Source organism: Flavobacterium sp. LC2016-01 (assembly GCF_009711135.1).
GTDB lineage: Bacteria > Bacteroidota > Bacteroidia > Flavobacteriales > Flavobacteriaceae > Flavobacterium.
This window is the reverse complement of sequence record NZ_WMIC01000001.1, coordinates 677,976-695,979: the sequence shown is the minus strand read 5'-3', so window position 1 is coordinate 695,979 and position 18,004 is coordinate 677,976. Positions and strand designations below refer to the sequence as shown.

General features: G+C 32.6%; 22 protein-coding genes. 10 read left to right on the top strand and 12 right to left on the bottom strand.

The genetic code is table 11. The annotated features are described in order from the left end of the window. Positions 1-109: 109 nt before the first annotated feature. The 4 genes from GKZ88_RS03150 to rpsF form a co-directional block, all read right to left on the bottom strand. Positions 110-583 (bottom strand): DUF6495 family protein, encoded by a 474-nt coding sequence (locus GKZ88_RS03150; protein WP_155100940.1) that lies wholly within the window; start codon positions 581-583, stop codon positions 110-112. A 141-nt stretch (positions 584-724) separates the two neighbouring features. Beyond that, positions 725-1,165 (bottom strand): 50S ribosomal protein L9, encoded by a 441-nt coding sequence (gene rplI / locus GKZ88_RS03145; protein WP_155100939.1) that lies wholly within the window; start codon positions 1,163-1,165, stop codon positions 725-727. 67 nt (positions 1,166-1,232) lie between these two features. Beyond that, positions 1,233-1,529 carry a 30S ribosomal protein S18 gene (rpsR, locus tag GKZ88_RS03140; protein ID WP_002987043.1) on the bottom strand — a complete coding sequence of 99 codons (297 nt, stop codon included), beginning with the start codon at positions 1,527-1,529 and terminating at the stop codon, positions 1,233-1,235. Positions 1,530-1,534: 5 nt separating this feature from the next. Then, positions 1,535-1,876 (bottom strand): 30S ribosomal protein S6, encoded by a 342-nt coding sequence (gene rpsF / locus GKZ88_RS03135; RefSeq protein ID WP_007810575.1) that lies wholly within the window; start codon positions 1,874-1,876, stop codon positions 1,535-1,537. A 178-nt stretch (positions 1,877-2,054) separates the two neighbouring features. On the opposite strand from rpsF, the gene GKZ88_RS03130 reads away from it, so the two are divergent. Continuing rightward, a complete protein-coding gene (locus GKZ88_RS03130; protein WP_026729423.1) occupies positions 2,055-2,753 on the top strand; it encodes a LytTR family DNA-binding domain-containing protein in 699 nt (232 codons plus the stop codon). Here the strand turns inward: GKZ88_RS03130 and priA are convergent. The 5 genes from priA to nadC form a co-directional block, all read right to left on the bottom strand. Then, the gene (gene priA, locus GKZ88_RS03125) at positions 2,750-5,200 is read right to left on the bottom strand and encodes a primosomal protein N' (protein WP_155100938.1); all 2,451 of its coding nucleotides are present in this window, start codon (positions 5,198-5,200) and stop codon (positions 2,750-2,752) included. The two genes, GKZ88_RS03130 and priA, sit on opposite strands and share 4 nt — an antisense overlap. Before the next feature lie 28 nt (positions 5,201-5,228). Further along, positions 5,229-5,975, bottom strand: a complete 747-nt coding sequence (gene bla-B1-FLAV, locus GKZ88_RS03120; RefSeq protein ID WP_155100937.1) for a subclass B1 metallo-beta-lactamase — start codon at positions 5,973-5,975, stop codon at positions 5,229-5,231. A 16-nt stretch (positions 5,976-5,991) separates the two neighbouring features. Continuing rightward, on the bottom strand, positions 5,992-6,417 hold the full coding sequence (locus GKZ88_RS03115) for a DUF2147 domain-containing protein (RefSeq protein ID WP_155100936.1): 426 nt from the start codon (positions 6,415-6,417) through the stop codon (positions 5,992-5,994). Between the two features lies 1 nt (position 6,418). Next, entirely contained in the window at positions 6,419-7,342 is a 924-nt protein-coding gene (locus GKZ88_RS03110; RefSeq protein WP_155100935.1) for a YihY/virulence factor BrkB family protein, read from the bottom strand. An 84-nt stretch (positions 7,343-7,426) separates the two neighbouring features. After that, positions 7,427-8,284 carry a carboxylating nicotinate-nucleotide diphosphorylase gene (gene nadC / locus GKZ88_RS03105; protein WP_155100934.1) on the bottom strand — a complete coding sequence of 286 codons (858 nt, stop codon included), beginning with the start codon at positions 8,282-8,284 and terminating at the stop codon, positions 7,427-7,429. 202 nt (positions 8,285-8,486) lie between these two features. Between nadC and GKZ88_RS03100 the strand changes: the two genes are divergently transcribed. From GKZ88_RS03100 to rlmH, 7 genes are all read left to right on the top strand, one after another. Continuing rightward, positions 8,487-9,587, top strand: coding sequence for a DNA alkylation repair protein (locus GKZ88_RS03100; protein WP_155100933.1), 1,101 nt, complete (start codon positions 8,487-8,489; stop codon positions 9,585-9,587). Positions 9,588-9,864: 277 nt separating this feature from the next. Further along, a complete protein-coding gene (locus GKZ88_RS03095; protein ID WP_155100932.1) occupies positions 9,865-10,746 on the top strand; it encodes a pirin family protein in 882 nt (293 codons plus the stop codon). A gap of 3 nt (positions 10,747-10,749) precedes the next feature. Further along, positions 10,750-11,145, top strand: a complete 396-nt coding sequence (locus GKZ88_RS03090; RefSeq protein ID WP_155100931.1) for an OsmC family protein — start codon at positions 10,750-10,752, stop codon at positions 11,143-11,145. Positions 11,146-11,150: 5 nt separating this feature from the next. Next, positions 11,151-11,435 (top strand): GNAT family N-acetyltransferase, encoded by a 285-nt coding sequence (locus tag GKZ88_RS03085; RefSeq protein WP_155100930.1) that lies wholly within the window; start codon positions 11,151-11,153, stop codon positions 11,433-11,435. Between the two features lie 236 nt (positions 11,436-11,671). Beyond that, positions 11,672-13,087 (top strand): adenosine deaminase, encoded by a 1,416-nt coding sequence (locus tag GKZ88_RS03080; protein ID WP_155100929.1) that lies wholly within the window; start codon positions 11,672-11,674, stop codon positions 13,085-13,087. 92 nt (positions 13,088-13,179) lie between these two features. Beyond that, positions 13,180-13,482 (top strand): antibiotic biosynthesis monooxygenase, encoded by a 303-nt coding sequence (locus tag GKZ88_RS03075; protein WP_155100928.1) that lies wholly within the window; start codon positions 13,180-13,182, stop codon positions 13,480-13,482. Positions 13,483-13,484: 2 nt separating this feature from the next. Beyond that, positions 13,485-13,958, top strand: coding sequence for a 23S rRNA (pseudouridine(1915)-N(3))-methyltransferase RlmH (gene rlmH / locus GKZ88_RS03070; protein WP_026982293.1), 474 nt, complete (start codon positions 13,485-13,487; stop codon positions 13,956-13,958). A 33-nt stretch (positions 13,959-13,991) separates the two neighbouring features. Here the strand turns inward: rlmH and GKZ88_RS03065 are convergent, their stop codons facing one another. The 3 genes from GKZ88_RS03065 to folP are packed head-to-tail and all read right to left on the bottom strand — an operon-like array spanning position 13,992 to position 15,985. Next, a complete protein-coding gene (locus tag GKZ88_RS03065) occupies positions 13,992-14,633 on the bottom strand; it encodes a hypothetical protein (RefSeq protein ID WP_155100927.1) in 642 nt (213 codons plus the stop codon). A 54-nt stretch (positions 14,634-14,687) separates the two neighbouring features. Further along, positions 14,688-15,134, bottom strand: coding sequence for a hypothetical protein (locus tag GKZ88_RS03060; protein ID WP_155100926.1), 447 nt, complete (start codon positions 15,132-15,134; stop codon positions 14,688-14,690). Between the two features lie 29 nt (positions 15,135-15,163). Beyond that, positions 15,164-15,985 carry a dihydropteroate synthase gene (folP, locus tag GKZ88_RS03055; protein WP_155100925.1) on the bottom strand — a complete coding sequence of 274 codons (822 nt, stop codon included), beginning with the start codon at positions 15,983-15,985 and terminating at the stop codon, positions 15,164-15,166. 219 nt (positions 15,986-16,204) lie between these two features. Here folP and GKZ88_RS03050 point away from each other — a divergent pair, with 219 nt between their 5' ends. Both GKZ88_RS03050 and GKZ88_RS03045 read left to right on the top strand, forming a co-directional pair. Continuing rightward, complete coding sequence (locus GKZ88_RS03050) at positions 16,205-16,747, top strand: DUF1599 domain-containing protein (RefSeq protein ID WP_155100924.1); 543 nt, start codon at positions 16,205-16,207, stop codon at positions 16,745-16,747. 72 nt (positions 16,748-16,819) lie between these two features. Beyond that, positions 16,820-17,941 carry a BT_3928 family protein gene (locus GKZ88_RS03045; RefSeq protein WP_155100923.1) on the top strand — a complete coding sequence of 374 codons (1,122 nt, stop codon included), beginning with the start codon at positions 16,820-16,822 and terminating at the stop codon, positions 17,939-17,941. Positions 17,942-18,004 lie beyond the last annotated feature (63 nt).

Genomic DNA, 18,004 nt, shown 5'->3' with positions numbered 1-18,004 from the left:
TTAAAAAATAATAAAGATTAAACAAATGTTAAAAAAATAAAAAAAGGTTAAACAATTTACACCTAAACTGTTTAACCTTTTAAAGATATTTAAAATAAAAAAAGCTTATTTAAGACTCAATAATACTATTGATTTGTTTGAACAATTGTCCATCACTTAAAAAAGCACCTTGCTGAATCAATTCAAATATAGAAGCATTGCGATCTTCAGTGAATACTTTTTTACCAACTTTCATTTCAATTGTCTCAGTAAACATATTGTCGCTTAACCACTGTAAACCTTCCTGAGTTAAAAAATCAGTTTCAGGCACTAATGATTTCAGCACTATCGACTGAACATGGGTTTCAAAGCATTGAAACAAGAAAATATGATTTTTTGAGAAATGTTCTAAAAATTCAGCTCTAGACAAAACACCTTCCCAGATCAAATCTGAAAAAACATCCAATTCCTGTTCAGCAACTTCAGGTTTATTTATTTTTAAAGAATCCCATTCAGCTTTATCAATAGCCTGTGTCGCTAAAAAGCTCGCAAATTCAGCGTGTAATTCATCAAATTGTTCTTTTGTTAATCTTGCGTATTTCATTTTATTTTAGGCTTTGTGCCTTACACTATAAGCAATAAGCAAAAAGCGCTTATGCAAATAACTTTAAGTCTGTTAATCAATATTTCATTAAACAAAAAAATCCCGATTTTCATCGGGATTTTTGTATAGTTTTTAAAACTATTACTTTTCAGCAACAATTTCGTAAGCTAAATCAACGATTACATCTCTGTGTAAACGAACTGTAGCATTGTATTTTCCAGTACGTTTAACGATACCGCTAGTGATGAATTTTCTATCGATAGCATTACCAGATTTCTCTAAAGCTTCAGCAATATCGATGTTAGTGATAGAACCAAAAAGTTTCTCTCCACCAGCTTTTGCAGTAAGTTTAATTTCAAGAGCTTTAAGAGTTTCAGCTAATGCTTTAGCATCAGCAACAATTTTAGCTTCTTTATGTGCTCTTTGTTTTAGGTTTTCAGCTAAAACTTTTTTAGCAGAAGGAGTTGCTAAAGCAGCAAAACCTTGAGGAATTAAAAAGTTACGACCGTAACCAGGTTTTACAGATACTACATCATCTTTAAATCCTAAGTTTTGTACGTCTTGTTTTAAAATAAGTTCCATGTTGTTGTCCTTATATTTTAGAAGTTAGGTTCTGCTTTATACAGAAACCAGCGACTAGAGTTTTTAATTATTTTAATAAATCGGCCACGTATGGCATTAAAGCTAAGTGACGAGCTCTTTTTACAGCTACAGAAACTTTTCTTTGGTATTTTAATGAAGTTCCAGTTAAACGACGAGGAAGAATTTTTCCTTGCTCATTAACGAATTTCAATAAGAAATCAGCATCTTTATAATCAATATATTTGATTCCTGATTTTTTGAAACGACAGTACTTTTTAGTTTTGTTAGTTTCAATGTTTAAAGGCGTTAAATATCTGATATCTCCGTCTTTTTTTCCTTTTGCAGATTGTTCGATTGTAGACATAATAATTACGCTTTAGTAGATTTTAATTTAGCTCTTCTTCTCTCCGCCCATGAAATAGCATGTTTATCTAAACTTACAGTTAAGAAACGCATAACTCTTTCGTCACGTCTAAATTCAGTTTCAAAAGCAATTAGAACTTCTCCAGCTACTTTGAATTCGAATAAATGGTAAAAACCACTTTTTTTGTTTTGGATTTCGTAAGCCATTTTTTTCAGACCCCAATCCTCTTTCGATACCATCTCAGCTCCTCTACTAGTAAGAAATTCTTCAAATTTCGTTACTGTTTCCTTCACCTGAACCTCAGATAAAACGGGATTTAAAATGAAAACAGTTTCATAATGATTCATAAATACAATATTTATTTGTTAAAATTGGGTGCAAAAGTAATCATAAAATTTAAATACACAACACATTTTTGCTTTTATTCGTCATAATGCAAAAAATATATGCTCACTTTAGGTTTTTTTACAAAAAAAATAATACTTTTACTAATGCTATCCTGAATTTATTCTAAATTTAAATGTTATGAAACTAAACTGTGTTGTTGTAGATGATAGTTCTATACAGAGGACCATTATTGCAAAATTAGTTAATAATCACCCAGGTTTGCACTTAATCGGGGATTTTTCTAATGCAATAGAAGCAAAAAGCTGTATCTCTTTAAATAATATCGATTTAATATTTCTAGATATTGAAATGCCTGTTATTAACGGTTTTGACTTCCTTGACGGACTAAAATCAAAACCGCAGATTATATTTATTACTTCTAAAGCAGAGTATGCCTTAAAAGCTTTTGACTATGATGCCACCGATTATCTGCAGAAACCAATTGCAGTCGATCGATTCAATGCTTCTGTCAAAAGGGCGATCGATATGCACTTGCTCAAAAAAGAAGTTAAAGAAGAAGAAGGCGAACATATATTCATTAAAAGTAATCTTAAAAAACTAAAAATCTTTACCGCTAAAATCAAATGGATCGAAGCATTTGGAGATTATGTCAGAGTGGTTACAGAAGATGACAGCAATTTGGTTCTTTCAACAATGAAATCCTTTGAAAATGATCTATCAAAGGATAAATTTATTCGAGTGCATAAATCTTACATCATTAATATTGATAAGGTAGAACGCTTTAACAGCAAATTTGCTGAAATTGGAATTACAAAAATTCCTTTAAGCCGAAACAAAAAAGAAGACCTAGTTAAAGCATTATCAACTTCGTCTTAATAGAAATCTACATTCACGACAACTTTTATAGCTCTGTACTGAGCAACAGCTTCAAAACTATTCAGCATTTTCTGAATAGTTTTTTTTGTGTTTCCTAAATGCAAGTTTTGTGGAATCTTAATTAATATAGTTCTGATGTATTCATTTCTGATTCTGCTTATAGCTGGTTCTTCCGGACCTAAAACAGGCATATTCAAGTTTTGGCTCAAAACCTGATACAGCCACATCGAACCTTCTTTCAGCTTATCAAAATCCTTATGTTTTATGGTAAGCTTGATAATCCTGAAATACGGCGGATATTTATAGATTTGACGGTCGTATAATTGCTCTTTATACATACCCATATAATTATGATTTGTAACCTGCTGAATTGTATTATGATTTGGATTATAAGTCTGAATGACAACTTTTCCTTGTTTTTCAGATCTTCCTGCCCTTCCTGCAACCTGCGTCATCATTTGAAAACTGCGTTCAAAAGCTCTAAAGTCAGGATGATGAAGCATATTATCCGCATTCATAATCCCAACCAAACTTACATTATCAAAATCTAAACCTTTAGCCAGCATTTGTGTTCCGACTAAAATATCAATTTCTCTATTTTTGAATGTATCGATAATTTTTTCAAAACCAAATTTTCCGCGTGTCGTATCCTGATCCATTCGCGCTGTTTTCGCTTTTGGGAAAAGAGAAACCAGCTCCTGCTCTATTTGCTCTGTTCCAAAACCTTTTGTTGTCAAATCAATACTCGAACAACTATGACAATTCGTTGGTTTTGCAATCGAATAACCACAATAATGGCAACGCAATTGATTTTTAAATTTATGAAAAGTCAAACTCACATCGCATTGCTGGCAATGAGGTACGTGTCCACAAGTCAAACATTCTATTATAGGAGAATATCCTCTTCTGTTTTGAAACAAAATTATCTGTTCACCCAAAGACAAAGCTTCGGCAATTTCCTCTATTAAAAGATCACTAAAATGCCCCGTCATTCTTTTTCTGAAATGTTTGTCTTTCAAATCAACCAAAACAACTTCAGGCATACGAACATTTTTATATCGTTCTGTAAGCGTTACCAAACCGTATTTATCGGTCTGTGAATTAAAATAAGTTTCAATACTTGGCGTTGCTGATCCTAATAAAACTTTGGCATTATGAAAATTAGCCAAAACTATAGCACTGTCTCTCGCGTGATATCTTGGCGCAGGATCCGTTTGCTTAAAAGTCTGTTCATGTTCTTCATCCACAATCAACAATCCTAAATCATTAAAAGGCAAAAACAAAGCCGACCTCGCTCCTATTACAATTTGTGCTTTTTCTGAATTTTCAAGCGTTTGTTTCCAAACCTCAACTCTTTCGTTATTGCTGTATTTTGAATGAAAAACAGCTACTTTATCTCCAAAATGAAGACGCAAACGCGAAACCAACTGCGTTGTCAGTGCAATTTCAGGAAGCAAATACAAAACCTGTCTTCCTGTCTGCAAATATTCTTCAATTAATTTGATGTAGATTTCTGTTTTCCCGCTTGAAGTAACGCCATGAAGAAGGCAAACTTCTTTCTCAGAAAAACTTTCTTTTATTGCAAGAAAAGCATTTTCCTGAGCTTCGCTTAGCTGAAGTTCTTTTTCTGATTTTTCTCCATTAAATGAAACTCTATCGTGCTGTAAATAATATTCTTCGAAAATTTCTTTTTCTACCAATGCCTTTACAACAGCTGCGGTTACATTAGAAGTCTCAGTAAGTTTTTTTACTGTAATTGGCTTTTTTTCTGAAGCATTCAGCTGAAAATAAGTTAGAACAACTTCTTTTTGCTTATTGGCGCTTTTCAATGCATCAAGCAATTCAGTCAAACCATTGTCCGATTCATATTTTGAATGCAGTTTTACATACCGAACCAATTTTGGCTTGTAGCTTTCTTTTATTTCTTCTTCTAAAACAATAATGTCTTTGCTTATTAATTTTTGAAGAACCGGAAGTATATTTTTCTTGTTTAAAATCGAAGCAATTTCCTGAACCTTTAACGAACTCTGATGCTGTAAAGCTTCATAAACTAAAAATTCATCATCTGAAAGTTCAGAATCATTTACAATTACCTCGGGTTTATGTGACACAATTGTTTCACTTTCCAGCAATAATCCGCTTGGAAAAGCGCCGCGATATACATCGCCAATACCACACATATAATAATTGGCAACCCAGAGCCAATGCTTTATCTGAATTTCGGTTGCAATTGGTTTTTCATCGAGAATTTGATGGATTTCTTTGGCATCATATAATGTTGGTGCATTTTCATGAATATCCAAAACTAGCGCCGTGTATATTTTATTTTTACCAAAAGGCACCGCCACGCGCATTCCTTTTTTAATGAAATGATATTCGGCCTCAGAAATACGATAAGTAAAAGTTTTTGCTAAGGAAAGCGGTAAAATAACTTCGATAAAAAACATGCGATAATTTTAAGTAAAAATTGGAAAATTATTTTTTTCCTAAAGATTTTTGAGCCAAATACTCATCAACCAATTTCTGTGTATGATTTAAAGATTCGATATTTTTCCAATCTTCGTGACCTGGAATAATATACTTTGGACTTTTAAATTTCGTTTGCACTTTTTTAATAGATGTTTTCCATTCTTTTACATCAGCATCACCTAAATAACCAAGATCTTGAGCATCGGCACTTTTTATAAAACAAGCTCCATACAGCACTTTTTCTTTGTCAAACCAAACTACAATATTATCTGGTGCATGTCCTTTTCCAGGATAATAAACCTCAAAAGTATGCTGACCCACAGTAAATGTTTTATCACTCGGAATTATGAATTCGGCTCTCGGTTTCTTTTCTTTTTTAAGAATATCATCAGTCAATTTAATCGAATAGGTTTTGATTCCTTTTTTTCTATAAAAATCAAATCCCCCTGCACGATCATCATGCGAATGTGTAGCAAAAAGCATGATAACGTCTTTATGATGCCTTGCTTTTATAGTATCTAACAAAGGCTGAAATTGTGTTTGATCCCAAGGAGCATCAAACAGAACAACACCTTTATCTGTAACAAGATACATAGCATTGGCAGAAATCATCGTTCCATTATAATCATGAAACGTTTTATAAACATAAAAGTCACCTGTAAGATGACTTATTTGTAATGGCGAATTCTTAGATTGTCCAAAACTATTTGAAGTTAAAACTAAGAATAAAATTATCGAAGTTAATTTTCGCATTTAGTATTTTAATTAATTATTTCACTCGTGTCCAGTATTGTGTTCTTCCCATTAAAGAAATTCCAACATAACCGCGAAGCTTTAATTTATCAGCAGATTCTAAAGTAATATAACACTTGTATTTTTTACCGTTTGTAGGATCTAAAATAGTTCCGTCGTTATATTCGCTTCCCTCTTTTTTAAGACCATTTATAATCACCATTCCTAAAATTGGTTTGTTTTTTTCTGCACCATCACATTTAGAACAAACATCTTTTTTATGATTTTCACGAAGTATTTCTACTATTTTACCGTATATTTTTCCTGATTTCTCGTAAACTTCAACAACAGATTTTGCTTCACCTGTTTCATCATCAATCGTTTTCCATTTTCCAATTACGCTTTGCCCTTGCATACTGATTGCTAAGAAGAAAACACCAATCGCTAACATCCAATTTTTCATATTATTTTATTTTTTTTTGTTTTAATTTTCTGATAGTAGCATTCAATTCGAACCCTAAAAGCAGAATCATACAGTTAATCCAAATGTAAAACATTAGAATTAATAATGTGCCAATAGAACCATAAAGTTCGTTATATTTTGAGAATTTTATAACCCAAATCCCAAAAAAGAACGAAGATATAACAATTAATACCGTCGTAAAAACAGAACCGATGCTTATAAAAGGCACTTTATTGTACTGTTTAGTTCCATAACGCAATAATATTGAGGATGTTATCAAAATCATTAAAAGAACAAACAAATATCGGCCTAAAATAATCAGTGGAATACGATCACTCAACACATCCTGAATGATTGTTTTTTGAATAAATACCTCAAAAACGACAATGGTTGCCACCGTTACAAACAATATTATAGTCATTACAAGTGAGATTGCCAGCGCCACCAAATATTGATGTAAAAACCCACGCTTGTCAAAAACATGTTTTGAAGATTCGAAACCACTCAAAATTCCGTTGATTCCATTTGCCATTAAAAATATGGACAGAAAAAAACCAGTTGACAATAATCCCGAATGACTATTATTCAAAATATCGCTGATAATTTTACTGATGGCATCGTACGTATTTGGAGGAACTCCCTGCTGCACAAACTGAAGAAAATCTTCCTGAAAATTATCGATTGGGATAAACGGAATTAAGTTTAAAATAAATAAGGCAAAGGGAAATAAAGCCATAAAAAAACTAAAAGAAACAGCGCTTGCATGATAGGAGAATGCACCGTCAATAATACCGATAACGTACATTTCGATCAAATCATACAACGAAAAACCTTCCAGCCAAGGCAATTTTATTTTCTTTAAAAGTCGGGCTAAAGTGCGCACTACAGGCAATTTCTCAATCCGAGCTTCTATCTCTTGCGACATATATTTTTAGATTTTAGACCTTTTAGATCATTAGACTTCTTAGAATTTCAATGCTAACAATTGATAATTAATATTTTATAATTATTAAAAAGCTTTCAAACTCAAATCCATGTTATAAACAGAATGCGTTAAAGCTCCGGACGATATATAATTTACACCGCAAAGTCCATACCCGTGAATCGTTTTTTCGTTGATATTTCCTGAAGATTCGGTCTGACATTTTTTACCAATTAAATCCACAGCCTTTTTAGTATCTTCATAATTAAAGTTATCGATCAAAATTCTGTGAACGCCATCGCTTAATAATATTTCGCGAATTTCATCAAGGTTTCTTGCTTCAACAATAATCTTTAAATCTAAATTATTGGCTTTTAAATACTCTTTGGTTTTCTTTATCGCAAGTGTAATTCCGCCAGCAAAATCAATATGATTATCTTTCAGCATAATCATATCGTACAAAGCATAACGATGATTTTCGCCTCCGCCAATTTTTACTGCCCATTTTTCAGCTGCTCTGAAATTTGGCGTTGTTTTACGTGTATCTAATATTTTAGCACCTGTTCCTTCTAAAAGCTGCATCAAGTGATGAGTTTTTGTAGCAATGGCTGACATACGCTGCATGGTATTCAAAACTACTCTTTCGGCTTTTAAAATAGACTGTGAACTTCCGGAAACCTCAAAAACGATATCGCCATATTCTACATGTGTTCCGTCTTCGATAAAAGTCTTTATTTTTAGCTTTGGGTCAACAAATTCGAAAATCATTTTCGCCAAGGCAACACCAGCAATAATTCCCTGATCTTTTACTAATAATTTGGCCTGGCCATGTGCTGTATCAGGAATACAAGCCAACGAACTGTAATCGCCCGGGCCAACATCTTCTCTTATGGCATTGCTTATCAAAAGTTGTAATTCTGCCTGAAATTGCGCTTCGCTTATCATTTTTCTGTTTTTAATAATATGCTAAATTAGGATATATTTTATGGATTTGAAAGTTTACTTAACATGAAAAATTTTTCAAAACATTAAAGTTTTCTTTTTTAACCATTAAGATATTTAGAAAAAAAAGTTACAATTCTTAACAAAACTTACTCCCTTAATAAGCGTTCAATTAAATATCTTTGAGGTTCATTCAAACAAAATCATGGGATTAATTAAAGATATTTATTCGGTTTCTTTTTACGAAAAATTTAGTCAGGCTGTCGCCGAAGTACATCCAACATTCAACAAACAAAAATTTATCGAAGCCATTTACGAAGGCGATTTTGCGCAAAAAGAATGGAAAGAAAGAATGAAACACACCACAGTAGTTTTTCATCAATTTATGCCTCAAAATTTCCCTGAAGCCGTTTCTCTAATTGATAAGATCATTAAAAATTTGAAGAAAAACAATTTTGCAGACAGCAATCTGGCTTTCATCTTTTTTGCTGATTATATTGAAATGTACGGTTTAGACGATTTTAAAACTTCGGCGAAAGCCTTTGTTTCCATCACACAATTTATAAGCTGTGAATTTGCCGTTCGTCCTTTTATTTTAAAGTATAAAGAACAAATGATTGATGAAATGACCAAATGGTCTCTGCACGAAAATCATCATGTTAGAAGATTGTCCAGTGAGGGTTCACGCCCAAGATTACCGTGGGCAATGGCGATTCCGTTTCTTAAAAAAGACCCTACTTCTATTCTTCCTATTTTGGAGAATTTAAAAAACGATCCATCAGAATATGTCCGTAGAAGTGTTGCCAATAACTTAAATGATATTGTAAAAGATAATCCGCAGATTGTATTAGAAATTGCCAATAGATGGAAAGGTCACAGCAAAGAAACAGATGGAATTATAAAACACGGGTGCAGAACTTTATTAAAACAAGGTCATCCAGAAATTCTGAGTCATTATGGCTTAGAAAGTACCAATATTGAACTTTCGTCATTTGAAATCAAAACACCAACTGTAAAAATTGGCGATTATTTGCAGTTTCAATTTCATTTAAATAATAAAAATTCAGCAGCTAAAACGATTCGTTTAGAATATGCCGTTCATTACAAAAAAGCAAAAGGACATTTGGCGAAAAAAGTCTTTAAAATCAGTGAGAAAATTTATCAACCGAACCAATTGATTAAAGTAGACAGAAATCAATCTTTTAAGTTAATTACAACGAGAGTTTTCCATACGGGAATTCATCAATTGTCGATTATTATTAATGGAACTGAAAGTGAGGTTTTGGAATTTGAATTGATTGATTAAATGAAATAAATTCTCGTATTTTTTTGTCATTCCGAGGAACGAGGAATCTCCGCGAGAAGCTCGACAAAGATTGATACTTTAGATTGCGGAGTTACTTGCAGAGATTCCTCGTTCCTCGGAATGACAAATAGAATTGGATAAAAAAGAAGCATTTGAATTATTCGACATTTTCCTTACTTTTATAGATATTACCAAAAACAATTTTTCTTAATCTAAATTAAGTTACAGATTTCTATCACCACTGTAATTTTGTTTTCAAATCAAATCAAAATACCACATGTCAAATATCAGTTTAATTATCGAAGAACGTGCTGCCAATATTGGCAATTTTATGGTTGGACGTTTATTGCCTTTCCGTGAAAAAAGAGCCGTTGGACCCTTTGTATTTATCGATCATATGGGACCTGCGCATTTAAGTGACCATGAAAATATGGATGTTCCGTCACATCCGCATATTGGACTTTCAACATTGACTTTTTTGTTTGAAGGAAGCATTATGCACCGCGATAGTTTGGGAACAGAATTAGAAATAAAACCGGGCGCCGTAAACTGGATGACGGCCGGAAAAGGAATTGTGCATTCTGAAAGAACGCCTGAATATTTAAGACGTTCAGACAAAATGCTTCACGGGTTACAGATTTGGGTGGCACTACCAAAAGAATTGGAGCAAATGGATCCGAATTTTACGCATGTTGAAGCTGATGATATTCCGGCTTGGGAAGAAGACGGCGTTTCATACAAATTAATTGCAGGAGAAGCTTTTGGAAAAAAATCGCCGGTTCCTGTTTACAGTCCGCTTTATTTTATTGAAATTAAAAGCGAGGAAGCGAAGAAAATTAATATTGGTAAGGATTTATTCGGCGAAAGCGGTTTGTATATTTTGGAAGGAAGTATTAAAAGCGGTGAACACGTTTACGATCCGAAACAGATTTTAATTACAAACGACAGTACGCTTTGTGAATTTGAAATTTCTGAAAACTCAACGGTTTATATCTTCGGAGGACAGCCGTTTCCTGAAGAACATTTTATCTTTTGGAATTTTGTTTCTTCAGATAAAAATCTAATCGAAAAAGCCAAAACAGACTGGACAGCACAGACTTTCCCGAAAGTTCCAGGCGAAACCGAATTTGTGCCATTACCAGAACCTAGAATCAAATAACTCATGCAAACAATTTCAGCAAAAATAGATACACGTTTGTATCGTACGGAAATCACATCAGCAAGCGGAAATGTTTTGATTTCTGATGAACCTCAAGAAATTGGAGGAAAAAATTTAGGGCTTAATCCGACAGAACTTTTGGCTTCATCATTAGCATCTTGCACATTAATTACTTTAAGAATGTACATTAATCGCAAGCAATGGAACGTCGAAGAAATCAATATCAAAATTGATTTTGAAAGAGATTCAGAACGAAATTGTACCTCATTTACCAGAAGAATTGAAGTAATCGGAGAAGTAGACGAAACGCAAAAACAAAGATTGGAAACCATTGCCAACAGCTGTCCAATTCATAAAACATTAATGCATTCAATAGAAATTAAAACGACACTAATATAATTAACATGGAAATTCAACAAATAAACGATACAAGAAGAGGATATTTTGAAGCTGTAGAAGACGGAAAACAAGCTGGAAAAATGACTTACACCTGGGCCGGAGATTCAAAATTCATCATAGACCATACAGAAGTCAACGAAGAATTTAACGGAAAAGGTGTCGGAAAAAAATTGGTTATGGCAGCCGTTGAATATGCGAGAGCAAACAACTTAAAAATTATTCCGCTTTGTCCTTTTGCAAAAAGCGTTTTTGATAAAGTTGAAGACATTCATGATGTACTTTTTTCTTAAAGATACTAAGGTTCTGAGTTGCTAAGATTCTAAGGTTTTTTTAACCGCAAAGCACACAAAGGATTACACAAAGTTCGCAAAGTTTTTTAGACAAAGCTTTGCGAACTTTGCGTTTTTTATTAAGTCTAGCAGATAATAAAACCTTGCGTTCTTTGCGGTTAAAATCAACGCAAAGAAATTCAATTTTCAAATCTCCTCGAAAAGCCTTACATTTGCATGTAATTTAAACTTAGAGTATGACAAGGATAATTACGTTTTTCTGTATTTTTATAGCACAAATCGGCTTTTCTCAATCGGCTGAAAGTTATTTAGAAAAAATCAGAAATAATGAAGCGCTCTTAACCGCTTTTTTTCAACAAATGCCAAAAGGAGGCGATTTACACCACCATTTTTCAGGATCAATTTACGCAGAACCACTATTAGAAAGAGCGATTTCAGAAGACTTTTATCTGAATTTAGAAACTTTGGCAGTTTCGAAAACAAAACCTGAAAAAGGAAATTGGGAAAGCTTCTCCTCTCTTAAAGAAAAAGGAAAATTAGAGTATTACCAACAACAAATTATGCAGACTTGGTCGATCAAAGATTATAACGGTTCAGTTCCGTCTGACGATCAGTTTTTTGATTCGTTTATGAAATTCGAACCGACTATTCAAGGTCATTTTGCAGAAGGAATGCTCGAATTAAAAAAACGTGCGATTGCCGAAAACGTAAGTTATATTGAAACACAATTATCTACAATTCCGTGTGACATGAATGTTTCTGATTTGACTGATTTCAATTCGAAATTGCGTCAGGCTTCTGTTCAAAAAGATGAAAAAACAGTTTTGAAACTTTTAGACGAATTGTATAAATCGCTTCAGAAAAAAGAGGCTAAAAAATATGCCGAGGATTTCAATACTAATTTCTTAGCAAAACTTCATAAAGACTTAAAAATTGACGACGAAAAATTCACCATGCGTTATCAAAATTTTGTGCTTCGTTTTATGGAACCGGTAGATTTGTTTAAAAATCTGGTTATTGCTTTTATTTCTTCAAACGAAAGCAAATTGACTGCGGGTGTCAATATCGTTTCTCCAGAACATGGCGAAAATTCGATGAAAGATTATTGGTTGCATATGGTGATGTTTAAATACTGTCACGATAAATTTCCTGATGTAAAATACACGCTTCATGCAGGCGAATTGACTTTAGGTTTGGTTCAGCCGGAAGATTTAACGTGGCATATTAACGACGCGATTTATGTTGCAGGCGCTAACAGAATTGGTCACGGAGTTGACATTGCTTACGAAGCAAATTCATATGATTTATTGAAATACATGTCAAAAAACAATATTCCGATCGAAATCAATTTAGCGAGTAATGAGTTTATTTTGAAAGTAAAAGAAAACAAACATCCGTTTACGCTGTACAAAGAATTTAATGTGCCAATTGTAATCAGCACAGACGACGCCGGAATTTTAAGAAGCAATATGACAGAACAATATGTTTTATTAGCCAAAAGATATCAGGATGTTTCCTATGCAACAATAAAAAAATATGTTTATAACAGCATCAATTATAGTTTTATTCAGGATGAATCGGTTAAAAAACAATTGATTAAAGATCTTGATAATCGTTTTAAAACTTTTGAAGCGAAGCTCTCCAAAAATTAATAAAAATAAAAATCAGCCAAATCCGCTAAATCTGCGAGAGTATAATTTTTCCCGCAGATTTAGCAGATCAAGCAAATAAAATTGAGTTTAAAATGATTCTAGAAGCCGTTTATCTTTTTATAAAACCGGAATTAGCTTCAAAATTTGAAGATGATTTTGCAAAAGCAAGTCAGTACATTTCTTCGATTGAAGGTTATTTAGGGCATCGTTTAGAGAAATGCCTTGAAGTCGAAAACAAATATCTTTTGTTGGTTGATTGGAATACATTGGAAGATCATACAATAGGTTTCAGAACTTCTGAAGCGTATTTGGAGTGGAAAAAGATTTTGCATCATTATTACGAACCGTTTCCAATTGTAGAACATTTTGAAACGGTTTTTGAAAATAAAAAATAGACATGAACATCAAACTTATCGCCATTGGCAAAACAGATAATAAATCGCTTCAGACTTTGATTGACGATTATACCAAACGTTTGTCATTTTACATCAAATTTGATTTGGAGATTATTCCGGATATCAAAAACGTAAAAAACTTATCTGAAAGCCAGCAAAAAGAAAAAGAAGGCGAATTGATTCTGTCGAAACTTTCACCAACCGATCAATTGATTTTATTGGATGAAAATGGGAAAAACTTCTCCAGCGTTGGTTTCTCTGAAGAATTGCAAAAGAAAATGAATTCGGGAATCAAAACTCTTGTTTTTGTAATTGGCGGTCCTTATGGGTTTTCAGATACGGTTTACAGCAAAGCGCAGGGAAAAATTTCGCTTTCGCTGATGACGTTTTCCCATCAAATGGTTCGACTATTTTTTATTGAACAATTGTACCGCGGATTTACCATTTTACGAAATGAACCTTATCATCATCAGTAAAATTAGTATTCAGTCGCAGTTTTTAGTGTTCAGTTAGAAAACGAATTCTTCTTCTTTATTAATAAACTGTTTTTGTTTCAAATTTAATTTTTCCAAAAAAATCTTATATTGAATGTATTCGCCGTATGACATGTTTTTTTCGAATGAAAAAACAATCTTGAATTTAGAATATTTCATTAAACTGTCCAAAAATACGGGAAGCTCATTTTTAGGAAAATAATAGTCTTTTTTTGTCGTGTACTGAATTATTCCATTCTTTTTTAAATACAGCTCGCTACTATTTTTAGCAAATTCCATATTGTAATACACTTTCGTGAAAGGCAAAAAGGCTAAATTCTTCCCAATTGAATCTGCGTAGGAATAATAATTTTCAGCTTTTTCATTTTTATGAGCGCTGTCACCACGTTTTTTTTCCTGTAATTTCATTACTTCCGGAATTACCAATTTTAAAGGCAAACGTTTGTCAATATTGAAAATCCAATTCGTTGAGATAATGCTGTTTTTTCTGTTTACATCGGCAATTGTGTCTTTTCCTTCAGTTTTAAAAAAGATATAAATTGGAGAGTGATCTTGTACATCTTTTACAATTGTGACGCTTGATTTTGGAAGCAAAACGTCTTTTTTTTCTCCGCAGGAGAATAAAAGACAAATCAATAATAAGATAATGTATTTCATAACAATTTAATTAGCAACTTTTTTAGTCTTAATCTTAATTTTAAAAAAATAGCTCTAGATTTTTTCGTTTAATATTGAAAAATATCTTTTTTCTAATTTCATATAATCATTTTTCCAATCTTGAACATTTTTTGGTACATTATACTTTGAAAAGTTCAAAATTAAAATTTCGTGATCAATATCATCAAAACACCCCCATTCTTCTTCATATTCTGTTATTTCTCCTTTCCAGAAATTCACACTATTGTTCTCCACAGTTAGAAAAGATTTTTCACCTATATACCTATGAATTTTCCAATATAAATCAACTCTTTCAGAATAATCTAGATTGAAATTTATTTCTACAACTTCATAATAATCCACAGGCTCACCAACTCCATATAAAAATTCATTTTGACTCCAATTAGGAATATCGCTAAAATAGAATAAAACATTAGCGTTTACGACCATTTCTATTTTTTGGAGTATATTTAAAGTATTTATAATCCTTGGTTTTTCCATAAACTTATCAATAATAAAGTAGATTCTAATTAATTCAATTTATTAAACAACGCCACACATTCCACCGCTTCCTTCACATCATGAACACGTAAAATTTTAGCTCCTTTTGTTAAAGCAATTGTATTCAAAAATGTTGTTCCGTTTAAAGCTTCTTGTGGTGTAATATTAAGTGCTTTATAAATCATCGATTTTCTGGAAATTCCTGCTAAAACCGGCAATTCTAATAGATTAAAAAGTTCCATTTTTTGCATCACTTCATAATTCTGATCAGTAGTTTTAGCAAAACCGAAACCTGGATCTAGAATCAAGTCGTTGATTCCTAAACTTCTCGCCTTTTTTACTTTTTCAGAAAAATAAAAAAGTATTTCTTTTACAATATCATCATACTGCGTCAAACTCTGCATCGTCTGCGGATTGCCACGCATGTGCATCATGATATACGGAACATTATATTTTGCAATTACCTCAAACATTTTATCGTCAAGTTCTCCTGCTGCAATATCGTTGATGATTGTAGCGCCGCTTTCTATGCTTGCTTTTGCAACTTCGGCCCTGAAAGTGTCAATTGACAATAATGTTTCTGGAAAATGCTTTAAAATCAATTCGATTACAGGAACAATTCGGTCGATTTCCTCTTGTTCGGTAACAAATTCAGCGCTTGGTTTGCTTGAATATGCACCAATATCGATAAATGTTGCGCCTTCAGAAAGCATTTTATCGACTTGCGAAATAATTTCGTCTTCGTTTTTATATTTTCCTCCGTCAAAGAAAGAATTTGGTGTAATGTTCAAAATTCCCATTACTTTGGGAATTGATAAATCTATAAGCTTGCCTTTGCAGTTAATTGTCATCTGTTTTGTTATTTTTGTTTCAGGTTTCAGGTTTCAAGTTATGACCTAGATTGCGATAGTTCTGGAACTTGAAACCTGAAACTTGAAACTTTTATATTTTCAAGCTGTTGTCATTAACACTTTGTTTAGAAAAAACTTGAAACAAAGAAAACCTTAAACTTGAAACTCTTTAATTTAATCCTTATTTTTGGAAAAATTTAAGCAAATATACAGCAATAAATGAAGAATACTTCCCTTGAATTTGATAATGTAATTACGGTTTGCCGAACCTTATTTATCAATAAAATGAAAGATTACGGCAGTGCATGGCGAATTTTAAGACTGCCGTCATTGACCGATCAAATTTTCATAAAAGCACAAAGAATCAGAAGTTTACAGGAAAATGATGTCCGTAAAGTTGATGAAGACGAAAAAGGAGAATTCATCGGAATCATCAATTATTCTATCATGGCTTTAATTCAGCTGGAATTAGGCGTTGTTGATCAGCCTGATTTGGATGTTGAAAAAGCAACCGAATTATACGATGCCAAAGTTAAATTGACCAAAGATTTAATGGAAGCTAAAAATCATGATTACGGAGAAGCGTGGCGTGATATGCGTGTGAGTTCTTTGACTGATCTTATTCTTCAAAAATTGTTGCGTGTTAAGCAAATCGAAGACAATAAAGGTGCAACTTTAGTTTCTGAAGGCATCGACGCAAATTATCAGGATATGATTAATTATGCTGTTTTTGCTCTGATTTTAAACCCTATTACTAAATAAAATTCCAAATCTTAAATTCCAAATTCCAATGCTAAACTTGGAATTTGGAATTTGAATATTTAAATATTTGTTATGAAAAACATCATTACTCAATTCTCCCGATTATTTGTCGGTGTATTATTTATCATTTCCGGATTAATCAAACTAAATGATCCTGTTGGTTTCTCTTATAAACTGGCTGAATATTTCAGCGAACCCGTTTTCAATATGCCATTTTTAGAGCCATTGGCTTTAGGTTTAGCAATCTTTTTAGTGATTTTAGAAGTAGTTTTAGGTGTCATGTTATTAGTTGGCTATAAATCAAAATTGACCATTTGGGCGTTATTATTATTAATTGTTTTCTTCACGTTCCTTACCTTCTACTCTGCTTATTTTGACGTAGTAAAAGATTGTGGATGCTTTGGTGATGCTTTACATTTAACTCCTTGGCAATCTTTCACAAAAGATATTATTTTACTTTTCTTTATTCTGATTTTATTCATTAATAAAAAATTAGTTAAACCATTATTTTCAAAAATGGTTACAAACATCCTTACTTTAATCAGCATCGTTCTTTGTGTGTTTATGGCAGTTTGGGTTTTAAATCATAATCCGATAAAAGATTTCCGTCCGTATAAAGTGGGAACTAATATCGAAAAAGGAATGGAAATTCCAGAAGGTGCTCCAAAATCTGTAGTTGAAATGATTTTCATTTACAAAGTAAACGGAGTTGACAAAGAATTTACTGAAAAAGATTTAGCGAATATTCCTGAAGGCGCCACTTTTGTTGACAGAAAAGACAAAGTGATTACAGAAGGTTATGTACCGCCAATTCATGATTTCACGATGACAAAAGACGATTCTGATTATAAAGCAGAATTATTGCAAGAGCCAAAATTGCTGGTTTTTGTAACTTACGATTTGGCTTTGTCTAATCCTGAAGGAATGAAAAAATTAGCAAAAGTGGAAGCTGATGCCAAAGCAAAAGGATACAAAGTTATCGCGATGACAGCTTCTGGAGCGGATGAAATTGCAAAGGCAAAAAAGCAATATGGTTTAAATGTTGACTTTTATTTCTGCGATGCAACAGCTTTAAAAACCGTTGAAAGAGCAAACCCGAGCATTGTTGTGATACATAAAGGAACTATTGTTCAAAAAGTGCATTATAACGATGTTGATGATTTAAAATTGTCTGATGTAGCTTACGGTATTTAAAATCATAAACAATAATTTTACTAAACGCCAATATTCTTTTTTAGATGTATTGGCGTTTTTTTG

What these genes read in the sequence shown, in the direction of transcription:
- GKZ88_RS03110 (WP_155100935.1), bottom strand. Translation starts at nt 7,342, where the DNA reads ATGTCGCAAGAGATAGAAGCTCGGATTGAGAAATTGCCTGTAGTGCGC.
- priA (WP_155100938.1), bottom strand. Translation starts at nt 5,200, where the DNA reads ATGTTTTTTATCGAAGTTATTTTACCGCTTTCCTTAGCAAAAACTTTT.
- GKZ88_RS03065 (WP_155100927.1), bottom strand. Translation starts at nt 14,633, where the DNA reads ATGAAATACATTATCTTATTATTGATTTGTCTTTTATTCTCCTGCGGA.
- GKZ88_RS03080 (WP_155100929.1), top strand. Translation starts at nt 11,672, where the DNA reads ATGACAAGGATAATTACGTTTTTCTGTATTTTTATAGCACAAATCGGC.
- GKZ88_RS03115 (WP_155100936.1), bottom strand. Translation starts at nt 6,417, where the DNA reads ATGAAAAATTGGATGTTAGCGATTGGTGTTTTCTTCTTAGCAATCAGT.
- GKZ88_RS03050 (WP_155100924.1), top strand. Translation starts at nt 16,205, where the DNA reads ATGAAGAATACTTCCCTTGAATTTGATAATGTAATTACGGTTTGCCGA.
- nadC (WP_155100934.1), bottom strand. Translation starts at nt 8,284, where the DNA reads ATGATAAGCGAAGCGCAATTTCAGGCAGAATTACAACTTTTGATAAGC.
- GKZ88_RS03085 (WP_155100930.1), top strand. Translation starts at nt 11,151, where the DNA reads ATGGAAATTCAACAAATAAACGATACAAGAAGAGGATATTTTGAAGCT.
- GKZ88_RS03150 (WP_155100940.1), bottom strand. Translation starts at nt 583, where the DNA reads ATGAAATACGCAAGATTAACAAAAGAACAATTTGATGAATTACACGCT.
- rlmH (WP_026982293.1), top strand. Translation starts at nt 13,485, where the DNA reads ATGAACATCAAACTTATCGCCATTGGCAAAACAGATAATAAATCGCTT.
- GKZ88_RS03060 (WP_155100926.1), bottom strand. Translation starts at nt 15,134, where the DNA reads ATGGAAAAACCAAGGATTATAAATACTTTAAATATACTCCAAAAAATA.
- GKZ88_RS03130 (WP_026729423.1), top strand. Translation starts at nt 2,055, where the DNA reads ATGAAACTAAACTGTGTTGTTGTAGATGATAGTTCTATACAGAGGACC.
- GKZ88_RS03090 (WP_155100931.1), top strand. Translation starts at nt 10,750, where the DNA reads ATGCAAACAATTTCAGCAAAAATAGATACACGTTTGTATCGTACGGAA.
- GKZ88_RS03095 (WP_155100932.1), top strand. Translation starts at nt 9,865, where the DNA reads ATGTCAAATATCAGTTTAATTATCGAAGAACGTGCTGCCAATATTGGC.
- GKZ88_RS03100 (WP_155100933.1), top strand. Translation starts at nt 8,487, where the DNA reads ATGGGATTAATTAAAGATATTTATTCGGTTTCTTTTTACGAAAAATTT.
- rplI (WP_155100939.1), bottom strand. Translation starts at nt 1,165, where the DNA reads ATGGAACTTATTTTAAAACAAGACGTACAAAACTTAGGATTTAAAGAT.
- GKZ88_RS03075 (WP_155100928.1), top strand. Translation starts at nt 13,180, where the DNA reads ATGATTCTAGAAGCCGTTTATCTTTTTATAAAACCGGAATTAGCTTCA.
- rpsR (WP_002987043.1), bottom strand. Translation starts at nt 1,529, where the DNA reads ATGTCTACAATCGAACAATCTGCAAAAGGAAAAAAAGACGGAGATATC.
- GKZ88_RS03045 (WP_155100923.1), top strand. Translation starts at nt 16,820, where the DNA reads ATGAAAAACATCATTACTCAATTCTCCCGATTATTTGTCGGTGTATTA.
- rpsF (WP_007810575.1), bottom strand. Translation starts at nt 1,876, where the DNA reads ATGAATCATTATGAAACTGTTTTCATTTTAAATCCCGTTTTATCTGAG.
- bla-B1-FLAV (WP_155100937.1), bottom strand. Translation starts at nt 5,975, where the DNA reads ATGCGAAAATTAACTTCGATAATTTTATTCTTAGTTTTAACTTCAAAT.
- folP (WP_155100925.1), bottom strand. Translation starts at nt 15,985, where the DNA reads ATGACAATTAACTGCAAAGGCAAGCTTATAGATTTATCAATTCCCAAA.